The following is a 16,177-nucleotide window of genomic DNA, read 5'->3' as shown; positions in this document are numbered from 1 at the left end:
TACAGGAGAGTAAAAACAGACCATGGGCGAGGAACTGATTCAAAGGCTGGAGGATTTCTTTCAGCTCTCGCCTTCGCCCAGCGGGCTGATTAAACCTCCCGATCCTGAAGACCAGATCCTGAGACCGGCAAGCCACATCTACGGCAAGCCGGTGCGTCAGGCTGCCGTATTGATTCCCATCATTGCCTCAGGCCCGGAACCCATGATCATGCTGACCCGGCGCACGGAGCATCTGCGCAGCCATGCCGGACAGATCAGTCTGCCCGGCGGCTCCAGAGACCCGGAAGATGTTGATCTGATTGCCACTGCCTTGCGGGAAGCCGAGGAAGAAACCCGATTGCCACCTGACTCGGTGCGGATCATGGGAACGCTGCCAGCCCTGCTGATGCCGTCAGCTTTTCACGTGACTCCGGTTGTTGGTCTGGTGCCTCCGGACACACCGGTCACCCCCTGCCCCAATGAGGTAGCGGAAATATTTTATGCGCCGGCCTCACTGATTCTTGATCCTTCACAGTACAGGATCAGTTCCATGGAGTTTCAGAACCGACAGCGCAAGTTTCGGGAGCTGCAGTTCCGGCATTACCGGATATGGGGCGCCACGGCAGCCATCCTGCATCATCTGGCAGAACAGCTGCACGCCTCACATTGACTCTGGGAGTTGACCCGGAGCTGCTCGGAAAGACCAGACCGGGCCATCGGAAGTGCTCAGGGAGCGACATCCAGCGGGGGAGTATCCACAAACAACTCATGGAAGAAGTTGGCCAGAGCCTGCTCAGCCCGACGGTTGGCAGTCTGGCTGTAGACGGTACCAAAGTCAGGGTTATTGGCCCCAGGATTGGTGAAGGCATGTTTGGTGCCGCCATAGACGTGTACCTGCCAGTCTACACCAGCATCCGACATTTCCTGCTCGAATGCCAATACCTGCTCGGGGGGCACCATGGGATCATCATGCCCATGCAGCACCAGCACTTTGGACTGGATTGCCTTGCTGGAAGGGGCTTCGCCTGCGAACAGCAGGCCGTGCACGCTGGCAACGCCTTTCACATCCGCGCCCGAGCGCGCAAGCTCAAGCACTGACATACCGCCAAAGCAGTAACCCATGGCCCCCATATTGCTGTCGTCTACCTGCGACAGTTTGCGTGCCGCCGCCAGGGCCGCCAACATGCGGCCACGTAAAAGCGCACGGTCTTCCACGAATGGCTTCATCAGTGCCGAATTACCTTCGACATCACCCTCTTTGCCAAACTTGCCTTTGCCGTAGACGTCCACCGCAAATCCCACATAACCCAGCTCGGCCATGCGCTCGGCACCAGCACAGGCGTAGGCACGGCGCCCGGTCCAGTCATGCGCCACCAGCACACATGGGCGCGGCTCTTTGGCGTCCTCATCGTAGGCCACATAGGCTTCCAGGACGACATCTCCATCCTGATATTCGATATATTCTGTCTTCAGCATGGTCGGGGCCTCCGCAACGGCTACAGTTGCTCCATAATTTTTTCTGCCGCGCTGACATTGACGCCGGCACCGTCCTCAACCGCCAGATGCTCGATCACGCCATCATTGACGATCATCGCGTAGCGGCGACTGCGGGTACCCATTCCGAAACCACTGGCATCCATCGTCAGGCCCAGCGCCTTGCTGAACTCTGCATTGCCATCAGCGAGCATCAGTATTTCGTCAGCATTCTGGCTTTTGCCCCAGGCGTCCATGACAAACGCGTCATTTACGGCAACGCAGGCGATCGTGTCGACGCCTTTAGCCTTGATCTTGTCAGCATTGACGACGTAGCCAGGCAGGTGGGTCACGGTACAGCCAGGTGTAAAAGCGCCCGGAACGGCGAACAGCACAACTTTTTTGCCTGCGAATACTGCATCAGTGCTCATACTCTCGGGACCGTCTTTGCCCATAACTTTTAGTGTCGCTGCTGGAATCTTGTCACCTTTGTTAACGCTCATGTGCACCTCGCATGGATTGTTGAATGGGAAACTTGAATCAGAAAGCTGAATCAGGAAAGCTGAGTTATTCAGCACAGGCTTTCGAGTGTAGCAAATTCACCTGAGAGTCGATACGGAGCTGAACAGCTAGCGGATGATCTGGCGAACCCAGTCGATGTGCTGCCCGATGCGTTCATAGACAACCCGGGCGCCATAACGCCCCCAGCGCTGCCCCCGGTCAATTTCACCCACGGCTATGCCGGCGAGTTGCCATTCACCCTGCTCCAGCACCAGTGCCGGTCCACCGCTGTCACCCAGACCGGGAATACCCTCAAGAGGCAATGCGGCACTTGCAGGTCCTGCAGGGTCATCAAAATAAAAATGCAGACGGTCAGCTGCCTCATCCACGCGATTGGCGGCGCGGCGCAGTCTGCCATCATTAAAACGCTGACCACTGCTGCCGAAACCGGCATAACCCCAACCGACAAAACTCATCTCCCGGCCCTGCTCAGCATCGCCCTGATACAAGGGTATGGGCGCAACCTCTGCCACAGAACGATCGAGGTAGAGCAAGGCCAGGTCCACCTCACCAGCACTGTTCAGCGGACGCGCCTGGCCCGGCCATTGGGGGTGAAAATGGACTCTGGTAACAGTGTGAGATTGTTTATTGATCTGCACGGGGTGGCTAAGTGTGTCGTCCTTCACGTCCATGCCGACCTGCTCTATGCAGTGTGCGGCCGTGATGGCCCAACGCGCCGCGATAAGGGTTGCCACACAGGTCTTGCTGCGCTCATCCTCAAGTAGCGGGAAGACTGCCGGATACTCTGATTCACTGGCGAGATAGCGCGTGTATCCGGTATCATGACGCATCATTATGGCATTGGCAGGCAAGCTGACCACACACAACAGGGTCGCCATCTGTAGATTTATGCGTTTCAGCCAGGAGGTTGCCATGAGCGAATCAGAAAAACCCGAACGTGAATATGAACAATCTGGTTTGTACCCGGAAAACGGCAAGGCGTTTCGAGTCTGGGCACTGCTGGGCTGGCTTGGGGTAGTCGTTGCGGCACTGGCCGGCGTGGCTGCTCTGCTCGACATCATGCTGTTGTAATCAACAGCCGGACTGTTCGCCTGCCATCATCATCCGGGCGTCAAACTAGCGCCTGGGCCGTTTGCCGGGGCGCAATACCGGCATTTCCCGCTTTTTGCCGACACTGCCGATAATTTTTGCCAATCGGTAAGCAATTACAATTACCGCGATGATAATGAAGGCCAGAATACTGACGATCAACCACTGCTCGTGCGTCCAGCTGCCTGGACTAAGCCAAACTTCCGCCATGCAATCTCCTGATTTCCTGCTGCGTCACTTACCGCTGTTGCAGGCTGAGTTAACAGCCCCAGTGACAGCGAATTATGAATGATATAACCCGGCTTCGCCAGTGCAGCACCCGGGCACACTCTGATACTCAATTTTTTTTGAAACTGGCCGCTAACACAAAAGTAGCCGTTACGATAACGACAGGATTAAGTCATGAACGCAAGCCAAGCGCTGGCCGTTGACGCCAATCAGCACGATGAAGAGCTGCCGCGCAACGTCATCAAACACGTCAGTTTTGCACTGGGTGAAGAAACCTACGCGATCAATGCTGCACGGGTAAATGAGGTGCTTCGTTACACCGAAATCACACCAGTGCCGGGCGCTCCCAGTTTCATCCTGGGCATTATCAACCTGCGCGGCAATGTTGTGACTGTCATCGACGCACGCACGGTGTTTGCCCTGCCAGGGCGCGATGTGACCTCACAGTCGCGGATTATCGTGGTCGAGGTTGAAGACTTCATCGTAGGGGTGCTGGTGGATCGAGTCGCCGCCGTCGTCGACCTCGACGAAACAGCCATGGAAATTGCCCCCAACACTGGACAGGATGCCTCGGCCAGATTTATCCAGGGTGTCTACAACCAGGAAGACCTGCTGCTGATTCTGGTTGGTTTTGACCGGATTGTTGAGTTGTTGCCAAGGTAACAGGACTGGCTGCGCTGCCCTGTACGCCGCTCAGCTGGATGTGTAACGCAGCACTGTTGCCAGCAGGTTTTCAAGCTCCCGCAATCGCTCATCGGTATCATCCAGCTCCAGCAGGCGCTGCTTGTCGTCGGCGGGCACCGGCAACAGCTCGGCCAGTCGCCAGGCGACCTGTCGCTGATCGCGCATATCGATTTCCAGCCCCAGATTCTCCACCAGCGGGTGCGCCATCAGGTCTTTCAGCAGATCCACCAGATGCGCCTGATCGTCACTGGGCTCAATCGCAGGCTGGCCCACAAAATCTGTATCAGCCCACTCTACTGTAGCCATCAGGACTTTATCTGCCCGAGGCCAGCATTCCTGCACGCGAAACTTGCGTGTGCCTTCAACCGTGATACCCAACAGGCCGTTTGGCAGCTTGTCCCAGTCTACTATGCGGGCATAAGTGCCAGTGCGGTGGACCTGCTGACTGGTGCCGGCCCGGACCGTCTCCTCACCTTTTTTCAGCAGGCAGATACCAAAACCACTGTCGCTGCGCAGGCACTGGCTGACGAGGTCCAGGTAGCGCTGTTCGAATATCTGCAACGGCAGTCTTCCACCCGGAAACAATACCGAGCGAAGAGGAAACAGTGGAATCAGTTCATGCTTGTCCACAGCGATTTCTCCTGTTGCCGACCAGGGCCTGAGGTCATGGTCTGAGCACAGACTCTGGCCCTATGATTCTTCAAGCTCGGCGCCTGCTGAATTTCGCGACGCCAGCGCATTGAGCAGCAAACGGTGGATGCCACCAAATCCCCCGTTGCTCATGATGACGATATGATCACCTGCGCGCGAGTAGTTGGCCAGATAATTGACTATATCGTCCACCTGACTGAAGGCCAGTGCCGGCACCGGGCTTTCATTGACCAGTTGCTCAACATCCAGGCCTGAATTATCCGCCGCCATCCACAACACCATATCTGCGTGTTGAGTGGATGCACCCAGCGTGCTTTGATGAACGCCAAGCTTCATGGTTGCAGAGCGTGGCTCGATGACTGCGATCAATCTGGCGCCCGGCGTGCTGCCCAGCGACTTGCGCATGCCATCGAGCGTTGTTTCGATGGCAGTCGGATGATGCGCAAAATCATCATATACATACACACCCTGTACCTCGCCCAGCAACTCCATGCGTCGTTTTACGCTCTGAAACGCCGACAGCGCCTCGCAGGCGACGCCAATATCGATACCGACGTGATAGGCGGCGGCCACCGCAGCCAGCGCATTAAAGGCGTTATGGCGCCCGGTTAGTTGCCACTCTATCACCGCCCTGCTGTTGCTGCCTTGCGGGCCGGTTCTGTAGATTTCACATACCTTGCCGTCGGGGCTGAGCAACTCGACCTGCCAGCCTATGCCAGATCGATCGGCGCGTTCCTGCCCCTGCCAGTCAAGGTACTGCACGGGCGTCCAGCACCCCTGATTGAACACCTGCTCAAGGGCCGGAATGTCACTGGGACAGACGATAAGCCCATCAGACGGCACCGTACGCAGCAAATGGTGAAACTGTCGCTGGATAGCCGCCAGATCCGGGAAGATGTCGGCATGGTCGAACTCAAGATTATTCAGAATCAGTGTTCGGGGATGGTAGTGAACAAACTTCGAGCGCTTGTCGAAGAAGGCGCTGTCATACTCATCCGCCTCGACAACAAAAAAATCACTGCCTCCGAGTCGGGCCGAGGACGGCAGATTCTTGAGAACACCACCAATCAGATAACCTGGCTGCATACCGGCAAATTCCAGAATCCATGCCAGCATGGCGCTGGTGGTGGTCTTGCCATGGGTACCAGCGACTGCCAGCACCCACTTGCCCGGCAATACATAACGGGACAGAAATTCGGGACCGGAGCAGTAAGGCAGACCGCGGTTCAGCACATACTCGACACTGGGATTGCCGCGTGACATGGCATTGCCGATGACCACCAGGTCAGGGTGCGGCTGCAGATGAGCAGGATCAAAACCCTCGTGCAAGGCGATACCCTGCTGCTCAAGCTGCGTGCTCATGGGCGGGTACACATTGGCGTCCGAGCCGCTCACCTGCATGCCGAGCTCCTTGGCCAGAATGGCCAGGCTGCCCATGAATGTGCCGCAAATACCCAGAATATGAATTCGCATAAGTGATCCTGTACGCTAATATCCCTAATGTAGCATCCTGTCGACGATCAGGATAAATTCAACAAGACAGTCATTGCCGAATGATATCGCTGACCGACTACGCGCTCGAATTGTACCAGCAACCTGAAGTCCAGGGTTGTTGCCTGTTACTGCAGGATGAATACGGCATCGATGTGCCCTACGCACTGTTCCTTTGCTGGTACGGGGCCTGCGTGGGCGACCTGCCAGAGACTCTGGGGTCGAAGACACTGGCGCACAGTCAGTCCTTGTCGCAGCAGGTCATTAGGCCCTTGCGAGCTGCCCGTCGCTGGATGAAAGAAGGCTGGCAGGCGCAGTCTGAACTGAGAGAGCGAATCAAAGCCACCGAGCTGAAGGCCGAGCTCGCGCTATTGAAAGAGCTCGAAGCAATGGCCGTACCCTGGATCGAACAATCCACTGCCAGCGGCAGCCAGCAGTCCATCCGGAATAATCTGTGCGACTATGGAGGTCTGTTCGCACCCGCTATCCCCGATGCCCGGTGGCAGGCACTGCTCAGCTTTGCGCCGCAGCTCCCAGCCAGCGTTTGACCAGACCTGATTCGATATCAAACAGATCCAGCACTCGTCCCACGCTGTGATTGATGATGTCGTCAACCGATTGCGGCCGCGCATACATGGCTGGCATGGGCGGCGCAAGAATGGCACCCATCTGGCTCGCCCGCAACAACAACTCACAGTGCCCGGTGTGCAGAGGCGTTTCACGCGGCATCAGCACCAGTCGTCGCCGCTCCTTGAGGACCACATCGGCAGCACGGGTGAGCAGGTTGTCGGCATAGCAGTTGGCAATGGCCGACAGGGTTTTAATCGAACATGGCGCAACCACCATGCCATCCGTCCGGTAAGAGCCACTGGCAATGCTGGCAGCCAGGTCTTTGACGGAATGAAACTGGTCAGCCATCGCGATTACTTCATCAGCCTGCCAGTCGGTTTCGAGGCTGATATTCAGTCGTGCAGAGGGTGTCATTACCAGGTGGGTTTCGACGTCGTCGGTGTGTTTTAACACTTCCAGTAGTCTGATGCCGTAAATAAGCCCGCTGGCCCCTGACATCCCTATGATCAATCGCTTCATGTAAAAATCCGAATCAGGCAGGAATCTACGATACGAGACACGTACGGCGCCGGATTGCCAAGGCGCGGCACAATTTGTACCATTATGCCCCGGCCCGTTCCACTTTGCATCTCGCCTCCACCGCTCACAGGAAATCCCACAGGTACAGCATGTCCAAAGCCAATCTTTTTTACGCTCAGTCCGGCGGCGTGACCGCCGTCATCAATGCCAGCGCCTGTGGCGTTATCGAAACCGCCCGCAAACACTCAGACAGGATCGGCAAAGTATACGCCGGTATGAATGGCATCATCGGCGCACTGCGTGAAGAGTTGATCGACACCAGCAAAGAGTCCGATGCCACCATCGCCGCCCTGCGCCACACACCCGCAGGCGCATTTGGTTCCTGCCGTTACAAGCTCAAGAGCCTGGAAGACAACCGCGCGGAGTATCAGCGCCTGATGGATGTTTTCCGGGCGCACAATATCCGTTACTTCCTGTACAACGGTGGTGGCGACTCGCAGGACACCGCCAACAAGGTGTCCATGCTCAGCCTTAAAGAAGGCTTCCCGATCACCTGCATCGGCATTCCGAAGACTGTCGATAACGACCTGCCAATCACCGACAACTGTCCCGGGTTCGGATCTGTCGCCAAGTATGTCGCGGTATCAATTCGCGAAGCTGGCCTTGATGTCGCGTCCATGTGCGAAAGCTCTACAAAGGTGTTTGTGATGGAGGTAATGGGGCGCCATGCCGGATGGATTGCCGGCGCAGCAGGCCTGGCTTCAGAGCAGGAAGGTGACGCACCTCACATCATTCTGTTCCCTGAAATCGCATTCGACAAAGCAAGCTTTCTGCGACGCGTCAAACACTGCGTCAACCAGTACGGCTATTGTGCAATTGTTGTGTCAGAAGGCGCTCGTTACGACAACGGCCAGTTCCTGGCTGACGCTGGCGGCAAAGATGCATTCGGACACACACAGCTGGGCGGCGTGGCACCGTTTATTGCCAGCATGGTCAAGCAGGAACTTGGCTACAAATACCACTGGGCGGTCGCAGATTACCTGCAGCGCGCAGCACGGCATATTGCATCGGGAACTGATGTAGCGCAGGCCTACGCTGTCGGCAAGGCTGCTGTGGAATTTGCACTGGCTGGCAAGAATGCAGTCATGCCAACCATTGTGCGCAAACCTGGTGACAAGTATGACTGGGAAATTGGCGAAGCAGCACTTGCTGACGTCGCTAACGTCGAAAAGCCAATGCCCCGGGACTACATTACAGAAGATGGTTTCGGTATTACTGAAACGGCACGCAGGTATTTCTCACCACTGATTAAGGGCGAGGACTACCCGCCGTATAAAAACGGTCTGCCACAGTATGCACGCCTGAAATCAGTTCTGGAGAAGAAACAGCTAGCCGACTGGGAAGCGCGCTGATAATCAGGGCGCCAGCCGCTCGATATTCCAGTCGCCGCCAGCCTGCAGGGTATAAACGAAACGATCATGCAGGCGTCTCGCCCCGCCCTGCCAGAACTCGATCTGGCAGGGACGCACGCGAAACCCGCCCCAGAATTCCGGCAGCGGAATTTCACCGTCCTTGAACTTTTTGGAAATCGAATCAAATTGCTGAAGCATGCTCTCGCGAGACTCCAGCACACGGCTTTGTGGTGACGCCCAGGCGCCTAGCTGGCTTTCTCTAGGACGACTGCTGAAGTAAGCGCGGGACTCTTCCACAGATACCTTCTCGGCCACGCCACCGATGATGACCTGACGCTCAATACTAAGCCACGGGAAGTGAAGACTGACACGCGAATTGACGGCGATCTCACGGGCCTTGCGGCTCTCGTAATTTGTGAAGAACGTAAAACCACGCTCATCAACTCCCTTCAGCAATACCACACGCTGACTGGGCTGTCCGTCGCGTGGCGTGGTCGCCACCACCATCGCAGTGGGTTCCGTCTGCTCCATCCTGATGGCTTCTTCCATCCATCGCTGGAACTGTTTGATTGGGTCATCCAGCAGATCTTCGCGGGTCAGGCTGCCGCGCAAATACTCACGGCGAATCGATTGCAAATCCATTACAGCGTCTCTGTTATTCTAGGTTATCGCACGAAGCGGCCATATTCCCAAACCTGATCACGACGAGTGCCGGTTGGATAGTAAAACGTGCCAGGTCCATGTTTTTCATTGGCGTAGAAACCGCCGACGTATCTCTGACCATCCGGCCATCGGTAAGTTCCCTGCCCCTGATACAGATCATCCACAAAATCACCGGTATAGTTTTCAACATTTTCACGCAGCCAGTGCTCGGAATGCTTGTTGGGATGCCAGTCTTCTATGCCAATAAAATAGGAGCCATAACCGTGTCTGCGGTCATTGCGCCACTGGCCAATGTACAGACGATCGCGACCATCCCAATAGGTGCCACGCCCTTCCTTGACTCCCAACACCCAGTCTCCCTCGTAGTAGGCGCGCTCAAAACGACTGATCATCCGCTCGTAGCGACCATGACCATGGAATTTGCCGTCCTGAAAGTTGCCTTCATATCGATCGGTCCCCAGTGTCGTGCGAATTTCCAGCGTGCCGAAGCCTTCCTGGCAGTCACCATACACGCACTCACGGCTGAGCTCGTCCACGCCGCTTTCCTGCGCCAGGCTGATGGCGCCCGCACTCATCAGGGCCCAGGCAAGCAGCCACTGCGTTACCTGTTTGATTGTTCCTGTCAGTCTCATAGTGTCGACTCCTGTTCTGTCAGACCGTCAATTGCCGCAGCACCGCCAGGGGACTGGTATTGACAACTCGCCGTGTGGCATTGACGCCCAGTGCAGCGATAATGATGGTTCCCGCCAATGGACCGGCAAACCACACCCAATAGTGCAATCTGAAGTCCTGGCCAAATACCTGCGTCTGCAGGTAGTAAAGACTCAATTCTGCTCCTATGGTAGCAATTAAACCGGCCAACAGCCCGATAAAGGCAAATTCCAGCAGCAGCGCATTCAAGATCAGCCGCCTGCCCGCACCCAGGGTTCGCAGTATCGCATTCTCCCGAAAACGCTCATCCAGCGTGGCGTTGACACAGGCCAGCAGCACCAGCGCACCGGACAGCAAAACCAGCACCGCAATCAGTTCAATGGCCGAGCTGACCTGGGCAATGATTGTCTGAATTTGCTCAATCAGAGCATCGACCTCAAGTACCACGATGGTCGGAAACTGCCGCAGCAGCTCGTTTAGCTGCAACTTTTCCTCGCCCTCCAGCAGCAGCGTAGACAGATAGGTGGCGCCCAGGTAGTCCAGCGTGCCTGGCGAAAAAATAAAGAAGAAATTCGGCTGCATATTGTCCCAGCGAACACTGCGCATGCTGGTCACTGTTACCGTCACTTCGTCTTCACCGACACGGAATACCAGTTCGTCGCCCAGAGACACACCCAGCCGTGAAGCATAATCATCTTCAACCGAAACCTGGCCTGCGATGTCCGCACCCGACCACCATTCACCAGCGACAATCTGGTTGTCCGGAGGCAGCGAATCCGTATAGGTCACCTGGCGATTGATCACCCGCTCACGCTCCCCCTCTTCGCCTTCGCTCTGAGCGTCGGCGCTCTGGCCATCCTGGGGCGACATCTCATTGAGCTGCCCGCTGCGCTCGGTCAGGTTCTGCTGCCCCTCATCATCGTCATCGTCCCAGGGGTTACGTGGCGGTTCGCCGTTCACGCTGACCAGTCCGGCAGTCATCATCGGGTAAAACGCATTTGTCGCGATATCCCGCTGTGCCAGAAACGCCTCCATGCCATCTACCTGGGACTCGGTGATATTCATCATGAAATGATTGGGGGTATTCTCGGGCAGTTGTGCCTGCCAGTCCCTGATTAGGTCAGTTCGCAGCAGCGCCAGCGTTAACAGGCTCATGATGGTCAGTGAGAACACCAGCACCTGCAGCACACTCTGACGACGTCGCCGCCGCACCGCAGACATGGCCAGCATACTGGCACTGCCAGCGCGCATGCCAACCGCCGAGCCACTGCGCAGCAGGAGCAGCGAGAGCAGACCAAGAGTAACCGCCACACCGGCCACGGCAGCGACCAGAATGGCACTGATAAGCAGGTCCTGGCTGTACCAGAGAATTAACACGAGCGCACCAGCCAGACCGAGCGCATAGGGCAAGCGTGTACTCAGGTGGGAGTCATCCAGATCTTTGCGCAACACTCGCAGCGGAGAGATGTGCTTGAGCGCCAGCAAGGGTGGCAGGGCAAAGGCGAACAGGCAGATCAGTGCCGTCGCCGCGCCTATGGTGTAGGGCAGGAAAGACGCCTCTGGCAGCTGGATAGGAATAACAGAGGCCAGGGCCATCAGAATGGCTTCGTGAACCAGCCAGCCCAGCACCGAACCCAGGACAACGGCCAGCACCAGCAAGGCAGCCAGAATAACGAAGTAAATTGCCGATATCTGTCCCGCCGTGCAGCCTATGGTTTTCAGGATGGCGGCATAGTCAAAATGCCGCTCACTATAGCGACGCGCCGTCAATGCGATGGCGATACCAGCTAGCAGCACCGCAAACAGACTGCCCAGCATCAGGAAGCTCTCGGCGCGCCCCAGGGCCTCTGCCACTTCCTGGCTTTCATCGCGCACATCGCTTAGCCGGAAGCCGTTCTCCGGCTGAGACTGCAGCCAGTCCGCGAAGGTTTCCAGTGCCGCCTGGTCGCCGGCAAACAGATAGCGATAGGTCAAACGACTGCCAGGCTGAATAATATTGGTGGCCGGCACATCCTCCAGATGCATCAACAGACGTGGACCGGCGTTTTCCATCATGCCGCCCTGCTGTCGATCCGGCTCCTGGACCAGAACACGGCTGACCACAAATTCTGCGTCACCCAGATATATGCTATCCCCCACTTCAGCGCCCAGCGCCGGCAGGATGCGGGACTCCACCCAGACTTCGCCCGGTTCGGGGCCGCCCTGATCACTGACATAGGGAGGACCGAATGGCCTATCCGCCACCTGCAGCTCGCCACGCAGAGGGTAGGCATCGCTGACTGCCTTGGCAGACACCAGCATATTGCCCTGATCGGAAAATACCATGGATGCGAAGGCAACAAACTCGGCAGTCTGCAGGCCTCGGGATTCCGCTTCCTGCAGCCATTCACGGGGCGGCTGCGTACGCCCGCTCAGCACGCGGTCAGCGGCCAGCATATTGGCTGACTCCTGCAACAGTGCCCGTTCAAGCCGGTCGGTAAACAGCGCGATACCACTGACAGATGTCACTGCCATGATCATGGCGAACAGCAGCAGTTTTAATTCACCGCCGCGCCAGTCGCGCCAGAGCAGGCGCAGCGCGATGCGAATAAGTGTCAATCGCTGCAGACCAGCGCCATTGACGCTTTTGCTGCCCTGATCACTCATGCCGACTGTCCTCAGTGATGTCGCCCGCCACCAGTCGGATCACTCGTTTGCAGCGCGCCGCGAGGCGGTCATCGTGAGTCACCAGAACCAGGGTGGTGGAAAATTCAGCATTCAGCGAAAACAGCAGGTCAATGACCTTGGCACCGGTCGCCGTATCGAGGTTGCCAGTGGGTTCATCAGCAAACAGGATACGCGCCTCGGAAGCAAAGGCCCTGGCGATGGCTACACGCTGCTGCTCGCCACCGGAAAGCTGGTTGGGGTAGTGATGCAGACGCGACTCCAGCCCCACACGCTGCAGCAGCCTTGCCGCTTTGCCTCGGGCATCGCTGTCATTTTTCAGCTCAATTGGCAGCATGACGTTTTCCAGCGCTGTCAGACTGGGCAACAGCTGAAAGGACTGAAACACAAAACCAACTGACTGGCCGCGAATGATGGCCCGCTCGTCCTCGTTCATTGCCGAGAGATTATCGCCATCCAGCAGCATGTCACCGCTGCTGGCTGTGTCCAGACCTGCCATCAGCCCAAGTAGAGTGGACTTGCCGGAACCCGATGCACCAACAATGGCAACTGTCTCCGCCGGCTCGATGCTCAGATTGATATCCTTGAGGATAACCAGCTGGCCCTCACTGGTACTGACTTGTTTGGCCAGATGTCTGGCTTCCAGAATGGCTGTCATGCGCTGGCGTCTCCTGACCTGATTTTACGGTTCGCTCGTATCTAGAAAGCGTAATGAATACGTTGAGAGTGGCTGCCAGGTTCATTTTGCTGCCGGCAGTATCCGGACTCACTGCATTGCAGCGATGCTGCAGAAGTCTTACTCTAAGCGTTATAAATGTCTTTTCACAAACGGTGTATTGTACTGACTTATGCCTGACAAATCTTTTTCTGCCTGCCGCAAGTTGTTGCGACAGGTCGCGTTTTCGTGTCGATTCGTGGCTCAGGTCGCGGCTCTGGCTCTCTTCACGGTTTTGGCTACTGTGTCAGCAGCGTGGGCAGAGTCTGAGCCTGGGGTAGTGCTGGTATTTGGCGACAGCCTGAGCGCTGCGTACCGCATGGATGAGGAACAGGGCTGGGTGGCTTTGCTGCAGCAGCGCGTGGACACTGACGGCCTGCACTGGCAGGTGCAAAACGCCAGTGTCAGCGGCGAAACCACCAGCGGCGGCCTGGCGCGCCTGCCTGCAGTTCTCGACAGCACGCAACCCGATATCGTGATCCTTGAACTGGGCGGCAATGACGGCCTGCGCGGCCTGCCAGTCCCCACCATACGCGCCAATCTGCAGCAGATGATCGAATTGAGCCAGCAGGCAGGCGCGCGCGTGATGCTGGTTGGCATCCAGATTCCACCCAACTATGGGCCACGCTATACGCAGCCCTTCTACGACCAGTACCAGGAACTTGCGGACCAGTACGGGACGACATTTATTCCCTTCCTGCTGGACGGCATCGCTGACCAGGCGGACTTAATGCAGGATGACGGCATTCACCCGCGCGCTGAGGCGCAAGGCATGATTGTTGATATTGTATGGCCCGTGTTATTGCCGATGCTGGAACCTGAAAGCTGACGCAACCGAAACTAAGGCCTGTTAGCTGAGTCATCGACAGTAGGCTGCACATACAGCGGGCGCTTGTCGGAAATCACCATCAGGACCACTGCGGCTATAAGGTTGCACACCGCCATGGCCAGAAAAGCATTGTCGTAGTTGCCCGCGCGATCGTAGTAGCCGGCCGCCATCACTGGACCCAGTGCTGTCAGCGCAAACGTGAAAGGCATGGCAGTGGCGCGCACCGAACCCAGATAACGCCGCCCGAAAAAGGTTGCCCAGATGACCTCCTGCAGCGGCACCAGGCCTCCCCAGCCGACCCCCATCAGCAAAAACGCGCAGTAAACCAGCATGTCGTTTTTCACCTGCACCGCCAGCACAATGATGATCAACGAGAAGCCGGTAATGCCCGCACCAATTGCCGCCAGTGGTCTTGCGCTGTAGCGATCAATCAGAATGCCCCAGAAGGGTTTACTGATGAATGCAGGTATGGATGTCAGAGAAATCATTGAGGCGGCTACGATGCGTGAATATCCGGCATCCGTCATGAAAGGCACGGTCTGCAGCAGCATCACTGTAATGGAAATCTGGAACAGGCCAAAGGCGACGACCAGGGTGTAAAAGCGCCCGGTGCGCATGGCCTGACGCCTTGTCATGGAGCTGGCGTAATCCAGTCTGGCTTTGTCGCCCAGTTCGGTGGCCATCTGCTCGGCAGTGTGGCCATCGGGATTCATGCCGTAGTCTTCGGGACTGCGCCTGATGACCAGCGCCGCAGGAAATATCAGGATCGCCGCAGCGATACCAAGCACATGCCAGGCCTCACGCCAGCCCAGGGTATCCACCAGGGTAGTCGTGATCGGCGGCAGTAATACGCCGCTGAGTGAAATGCCCATCGCCGCCAGTGCTACTGCACGCCCGCGCTGAGTAACAAACCATTTGCCCAGCGTGACGTTGACGACCAGGTTACCGATCATCGCCGAGCCGACTGTCAGCGCCACACCATTGATGACAATCCACTGACCCAGCGACTGCACACTGCCCAGCGCAAACAGTGACACCGACAGCACAACCAGACCCGTCAGGATGAAAGGCCGGCCACCCCAGCGGTCGACACCGGCACCTATAAAAAATCCGGTAAACGCGGCAACCATCTGACCTATCGAGCGCGCAGAGGTAAATTCGGCACGCGACCAGCCAAATTCATCAATCATCGGCACCGTGAATGGGCCGATGATGTAGTTCTGCATGCCAATGGCAACAAACTGGGTAACAAAGGCCGCCAGAATTATCCAGTAGCCATAGTAGACAGGCCGCTTAGACAGCATTGCGGGTGATGGTCAGGTAACGCGCAAGGACCTCGGCCATTCCCAGCTCCAGCGACTCCACAATCAAGGCATGACCAATAGACACTTCGTGAATAAGACCACCTGCAAGCAGAGCTGCCAGATTCTGCAGGTTCAGATCGTGGCCGGCATTGACACCTATTCCAGCCTCAACAGCGGCACGCGCTGTCTGGTGATAAATTTCCAGCGTCTGCTGCAGACGTTGATTATCACCTTTCGCAAAGACGCGGGCATAATGTTCGGTGTAAAGCTCAATGCGATCGGCCCCGACAGCGCGGACATCCTCGACAAGCGCGGGGACAGGGTCCAGGAACAGGCTGCTGCGCACGCCCCATTCCCGCAGTGTGGGCAGTACATCAGTCAGCAGCCCCTTGCTGGCTCGTACATCCCAGCCGTGGTCAGAGGTCAGCTGCCCTGGCTCGTCGGGCACCAATGTGCACTGGGCCGGTCTGATGGTTTCAATCAGCCGCATGAAACCATCGGACGGATAGCCTTCTATGTTGAACTCCACATCCGGGCGATCCTTTAAGAACCCGGCGATGTCGTGGGCATCCTGCCGCGTGATGTGTCTCTCATCGGGTCGCGGATGTACGGTAATGCCCTTAACACCTGCATCAAGAATTTTTTCAACAAAAGCCAACAGATCCGGGTAGTTGGTACCACGCGAGTTTCGCAGCAGCGCAATCTTGTTTACATTGACGCTCAACAGGGTCAT

Annotated in this window: 19 protein-coding genes; 6 read left to right on the top strand and 13 right to left on the bottom strand. The window is 56.9% G+C overall.

Going from position 1 to position 16,177, the window contains the following annotated elements; genetic code table 11:
* Window positions 1–22 precede the first annotated feature (22 nt).
* Window positions 23–649: a CoA pyrophosphatase gene (locus LVD14_RS05535; RefSeq protein ID WP_237133037.1), complete on the top strand. Its 627-nt coding sequence runs from the start codon at window positions 23–25 to the stop codon at window positions 647–649.
* A 56-nt stretch (window positions 650–705) separates the two neighbouring features.
* Here LVD14_RS05535 and LVD14_RS05530 read toward each other — a convergent pair whose 3' ends face one another.
* From LVD14_RS05530 to LVD14_RS05520, 3 genes are all read right to left on the bottom strand, one after another.
* The gene (locus LVD14_RS05530) at window positions 706–1,455 is read right to left on the bottom strand and encodes a dienelactone hydrolase family protein (RefSeq protein WP_317622122.1); all 750 of its coding nucleotides are present in this window, start codon (window positions 1,453–1,455) and stop codon (window positions 706–708) included.
* 20 nt (window positions 1,456–1,475) lie between these two features.
* Window positions 1,476–1,955 carry a peroxiredoxin gene (locus LVD14_RS05525; protein WP_237133036.1) on the bottom strand — a complete coding sequence of 160 codons (480 nt, stop codon included), beginning with the start codon at window positions 1,953–1,955 and terminating at the stop codon, window positions 1,476–1,478.
* Window positions 1,956–2,081: 126 nt separating this feature from the next.
* Window positions 2,082–2,888, bottom strand: coding sequence for a S1 family peptidase (locus LVD14_RS05520; protein ID WP_237133035.1), 807 nt, complete (start codon window positions 2,886–2,888; stop codon window positions 2,082–2,084).
* On the opposite strand from LVD14_RS05520, the gene LVD14_RS05515 reads away from it, so the two are divergent.
* A complete protein-coding gene (locus LVD14_RS05515; RefSeq protein ID WP_237133034.1) occupies window positions 2,887–3,045 on the top strand; it encodes a hypothetical protein in 159 nt (52 codons plus the stop codon). The two genes, LVD14_RS05520 and LVD14_RS05515, sit on opposite strands and share 2 nt — an antisense overlap.
* Window positions 3,046–3,090: 45 nt before the next feature.
* On the opposite strand, the gene LVD14_RS05510 is transcribed toward LVD14_RS05515, so the two are convergent.
* Window positions 3,091–3,273 carry a hypothetical protein gene (locus tag LVD14_RS05510; protein ID WP_237133033.1) on the bottom strand — a complete coding sequence of 61 codons (183 nt, stop codon included), beginning with the start codon at window positions 3,271–3,273 and terminating at the stop codon, window positions 3,091–3,093.
* A 192-nt stretch (window positions 3,274–3,465) separates the two neighbouring features.
* Here LVD14_RS05510 and LVD14_RS05505 point away from each other — a divergent pair, with 192 nt between their 5' ends.
* On the top strand, window positions 3,466–3,954 hold the full coding sequence (locus LVD14_RS05505) for a chemotaxis protein CheW (protein ID WP_237133032.1): 489 nt from the start codon (window positions 3,466–3,468) through the stop codon (window positions 3,952–3,954).
* A gap of 30 nt (window positions 3,955–3,984) precedes the next feature.
* Here the strand turns inward: LVD14_RS05505 and LVD14_RS05500 are convergent, their stop codons facing one another.
* Window positions 3,985–4,605, bottom strand: a complete 621-nt coding sequence (locus tag LVD14_RS05500; protein ID WP_237133031.1) for an LON peptidase substrate-binding domain-containing protein — start codon at window positions 4,603–4,605, stop codon at window positions 3,985–3,987.
* Window positions 4,606–4,665: 60 nt separating this feature from the next.
* Window positions 4,666–6,099, bottom strand: a complete 1,434-nt coding sequence (gene mpl / locus LVD14_RS05495; RefSeq protein ID WP_237133030.1) for a UDP-N-acetylmuramate:L-alanyl-gamma-D-glutamyl-meso-diaminopimelate ligase — start codon at window positions 6,097–6,099, stop codon at window positions 4,666–4,668.
* Between the two features lie 80 nt (window positions 6,100–6,179).
* Here mpl and LVD14_RS05490 point away from each other — a divergent pair, with 80 nt between their 5' ends.
* On the top strand, window positions 6,180–6,665 hold the full coding sequence (locus tag LVD14_RS05490) for a TIGR02444 family protein (RefSeq protein WP_237133029.1): 486 nt from the start codon (window positions 6,180–6,182) through the stop codon (window positions 6,663–6,665).
* On the opposite strand, the gene LVD14_RS05485 is transcribed toward LVD14_RS05490, so the two are convergent.
* A complete protein-coding gene (locus LVD14_RS05485; RefSeq protein ID WP_237133028.1) occupies window positions 6,631–7,206 on the bottom strand; it encodes a UbiX family flavin prenyltransferase in 576 nt (191 codons plus the stop codon). The genes LVD14_RS05490 and LVD14_RS05485 overlap by 35 nt on opposite strands.
* Before the next feature lie 149 nt (window positions 7,207–7,355).
* Here LVD14_RS05485 and LVD14_RS05480 point away from each other — a divergent pair, with 149 nt between their 5' ends.
* A complete protein-coding gene (locus tag LVD14_RS05480) occupies window positions 7,356–8,618 on the top strand; it encodes a 6-phosphofructokinase (protein WP_237133027.1) in 1,263 nt (420 codons plus the stop codon).
* Window positions 8,619–8,621: 3 nt separating this feature from the next.
* Here the strand turns inward: LVD14_RS05480 and pdxH are convergent, their stop codons facing one another.
* From pdxH to LVD14_RS05460, 4 genes are read right to left on the bottom strand one after another with little or no spacing between them, the layout of a single operon-like run.
* Window positions 8,622–9,260 (bottom strand): pyridoxamine 5'-phosphate oxidase, encoded by a 639-nt coding sequence (gene pdxH / locus LVD14_RS05475; protein ID WP_237133026.1) that lies wholly within the window; start codon window positions 9,258–9,260, stop codon window positions 8,622–8,624.
* Window positions 9,261–9,283: 23 nt separating this feature from the next.
* Entirely contained in the window at window positions 9,284–9,913 is a 630-nt protein-coding gene (locus tag LVD14_RS05470; RefSeq protein ID WP_237133025.1) for an MORN repeat-containing protein, read from the bottom strand.
* Window positions 9,914–9,932: 19 nt separating this feature from the next.
* Window positions 9,933–12,578, bottom strand: coding sequence for an ABC transporter permease (locus LVD14_RS05465; protein WP_237133024.1), 2,646 nt, complete (start codon window positions 12,576–12,578; stop codon window positions 9,933–9,935).
* Window positions 12,571–13,254 carry an ABC transporter ATP-binding protein gene (locus LVD14_RS05460; protein ID WP_237133023.1) on the bottom strand — a complete coding sequence of 228 codons (684 nt, stop codon included), beginning with the start codon at window positions 13,252–13,254 and terminating at the stop codon, window positions 12,571–12,573. Before LVD14_RS05460 ends, LVD14_RS05465 begins: the two co-directional genes overlap by 8 nt.
* A 190-nt stretch (window positions 13,255–13,444) precedes the next feature.
* On the opposite strand from LVD14_RS05460, the gene LVD14_RS05455 reads away from it, so the two are divergent.
* Complete coding sequence (locus LVD14_RS05455; RefSeq protein WP_237133022.1) at window positions 13,445–14,140, top strand: arylesterase; 696 nt, start codon at window positions 13,445–13,447, stop codon at window positions 14,138–14,140.
* 11 nt (window positions 14,141–14,151) lie between these two features.
* Here the strand turns inward: LVD14_RS05455 and LVD14_RS05450 are convergent, their stop codons facing one another.
* Window positions 14,152–15,444 (bottom strand): MFS transporter, encoded by a 1,293-nt coding sequence (locus LVD14_RS05450; protein ID WP_237133021.1) that lies wholly within the window; start codon window positions 15,442–15,444, stop codon window positions 14,152–14,154.
* On the bottom strand, window positions 15,434–16,177 hold the full coding sequence (locus tag LVD14_RS05445) for a pyridoxine 5'-phosphate synthase (RefSeq protein WP_237133020.1): 744 nt from the start codon (window positions 16,175–16,177) through the stop codon (window positions 15,434–15,436). Before LVD14_RS05445 ends, LVD14_RS05450 begins: the two co-directional genes overlap by 11 nt.

It is taken from the genome of Pseudohongiella sp. O18 (assembly GCF_021729085.1).
Lineage (GTDB): Bacteria > Pseudomonadota > Gammaproteobacteria > Pseudomonadales > Pseudohongiellaceae > Pseudohongiella.
The sequence above is the reverse complement of the archived record's forward strand: the minus strand, read 5'-3'. Positions and strand labels throughout refer to the sequence as shown.

Excerpts from the sequence above, each read along its gene's own strand:
- LVD14_RS05535 (WP_237133037.1), top strand. The coding sequence starts at position 23 with ATGGGCGAGGAACTGATTCAAAGGCTGGAGGATTTCTTTCAGCTCTCG.
- LVD14_RS05530 (WP_317622122.1), bottom strand. The coding sequence starts at position 1,455 with ATGCTGAAGACAGAATATATCGAATATCAGGATGGAGATGTCGTCCTG.
- LVD14_RS05525 (WP_237133036.1), bottom strand. The coding sequence starts at position 1,955 with ATGAGCGTTAACAAAGGTGACAAGATTCCAGCAGCGACACTAAAAGTT.
- LVD14_RS05515 (WP_237133034.1), top strand. The coding sequence starts at position 2,887 with ATGAGCGAATCAGAAAAACCCGAACGTGAATATGAACAATCTGGTTTG.
- LVD14_RS05520 (WP_237133035.1), bottom strand. The coding sequence starts at position 2,888 with ATGGCAACCTCCTGGCTGAAACGCATAAATCTACAGATGGCGACCCTG.
- LVD14_RS05510 (WP_237133033.1), bottom strand. The coding sequence starts at position 3,273 with ATGGCGGAAGTTTGGCTTAGTCCAGGCAGCTGGACGCACGAGCAGTGG.
- LVD14_RS05505 (WP_237133032.1), top strand. The coding sequence starts at position 3,466 with ATGAACGCAAGCCAAGCGCTGGCCGTTGACGCCAATCAGCACGATGAA.
- mpl (WP_237133030.1), bottom strand. The coding sequence starts at position 6,099 with ATGCGAATTCATATTCTGGGTATTTGCGGCACATTCATGGGCAGCCTG.
- LVD14_RS05490 (WP_237133029.1), top strand. The coding sequence starts at position 6,180 with ATGATATCGCTGACCGACTACGCGCTCGAATTGTACCAGCAACCTGAA.
- LVD14_RS05485 (WP_237133028.1), bottom strand. The coding sequence starts at position 7,206 with ATGAAGCGATTGATCATAGGGATGTCAGGGGCCAGCGGGCTTATTTAC.
- LVD14_RS05480 (WP_237133027.1), top strand. The coding sequence starts at position 7,356 with ATGTCCAAAGCCAATCTTTTTTACGCTCAGTCCGGCGGCGTGACCGCC.
- pdxH (WP_237133026.1), bottom strand. The coding sequence starts at position 9,260 with ATGGATTTGCAATCGATTCGCCGTGAGTATTTGCGCGGCAGCCTGACC.
- LVD14_RS05470 (WP_237133025.1), bottom strand. The coding sequence starts at position 9,913 with ATGAGACTGACAGGAACAATCAAACAGGTAACGCAGTGGCTGCTTGCC.
- LVD14_RS05465 (WP_237133024.1), bottom strand. The coding sequence starts at position 12,578 with ATGAGTGATCAGGGCAGCAAAAGCGTCAATGGCGCTGGTCTGCAGCGA.
- LVD14_RS05460 (WP_237133023.1), bottom strand. The coding sequence starts at position 13,254 with ATGACAGCCATTCTGGAAGCCAGACATCTGGCCAAACAAGTCAGTACC.
- LVD14_RS05455 (WP_237133022.1), top strand. The coding sequence starts at position 13,445 with ATGCCTGACAAATCTTTTTCTGCCTGCCGCAAGTTGTTGCGACAGGTC.
- LVD14_RS05450 (WP_237133021.1), bottom strand. The coding sequence starts at position 15,444 with ATGCTGTCTAAGCGGCCTGTCTACTATGGCTACTGGATAATTCTGGCG.
- LVD14_RS05445 (WP_237133020.1), bottom strand. The coding sequence starts at position 16,177 with ATGACCCTGTTGAGCGTCAATGTAAACAAGATTGCGCTGCTGCGAAAC.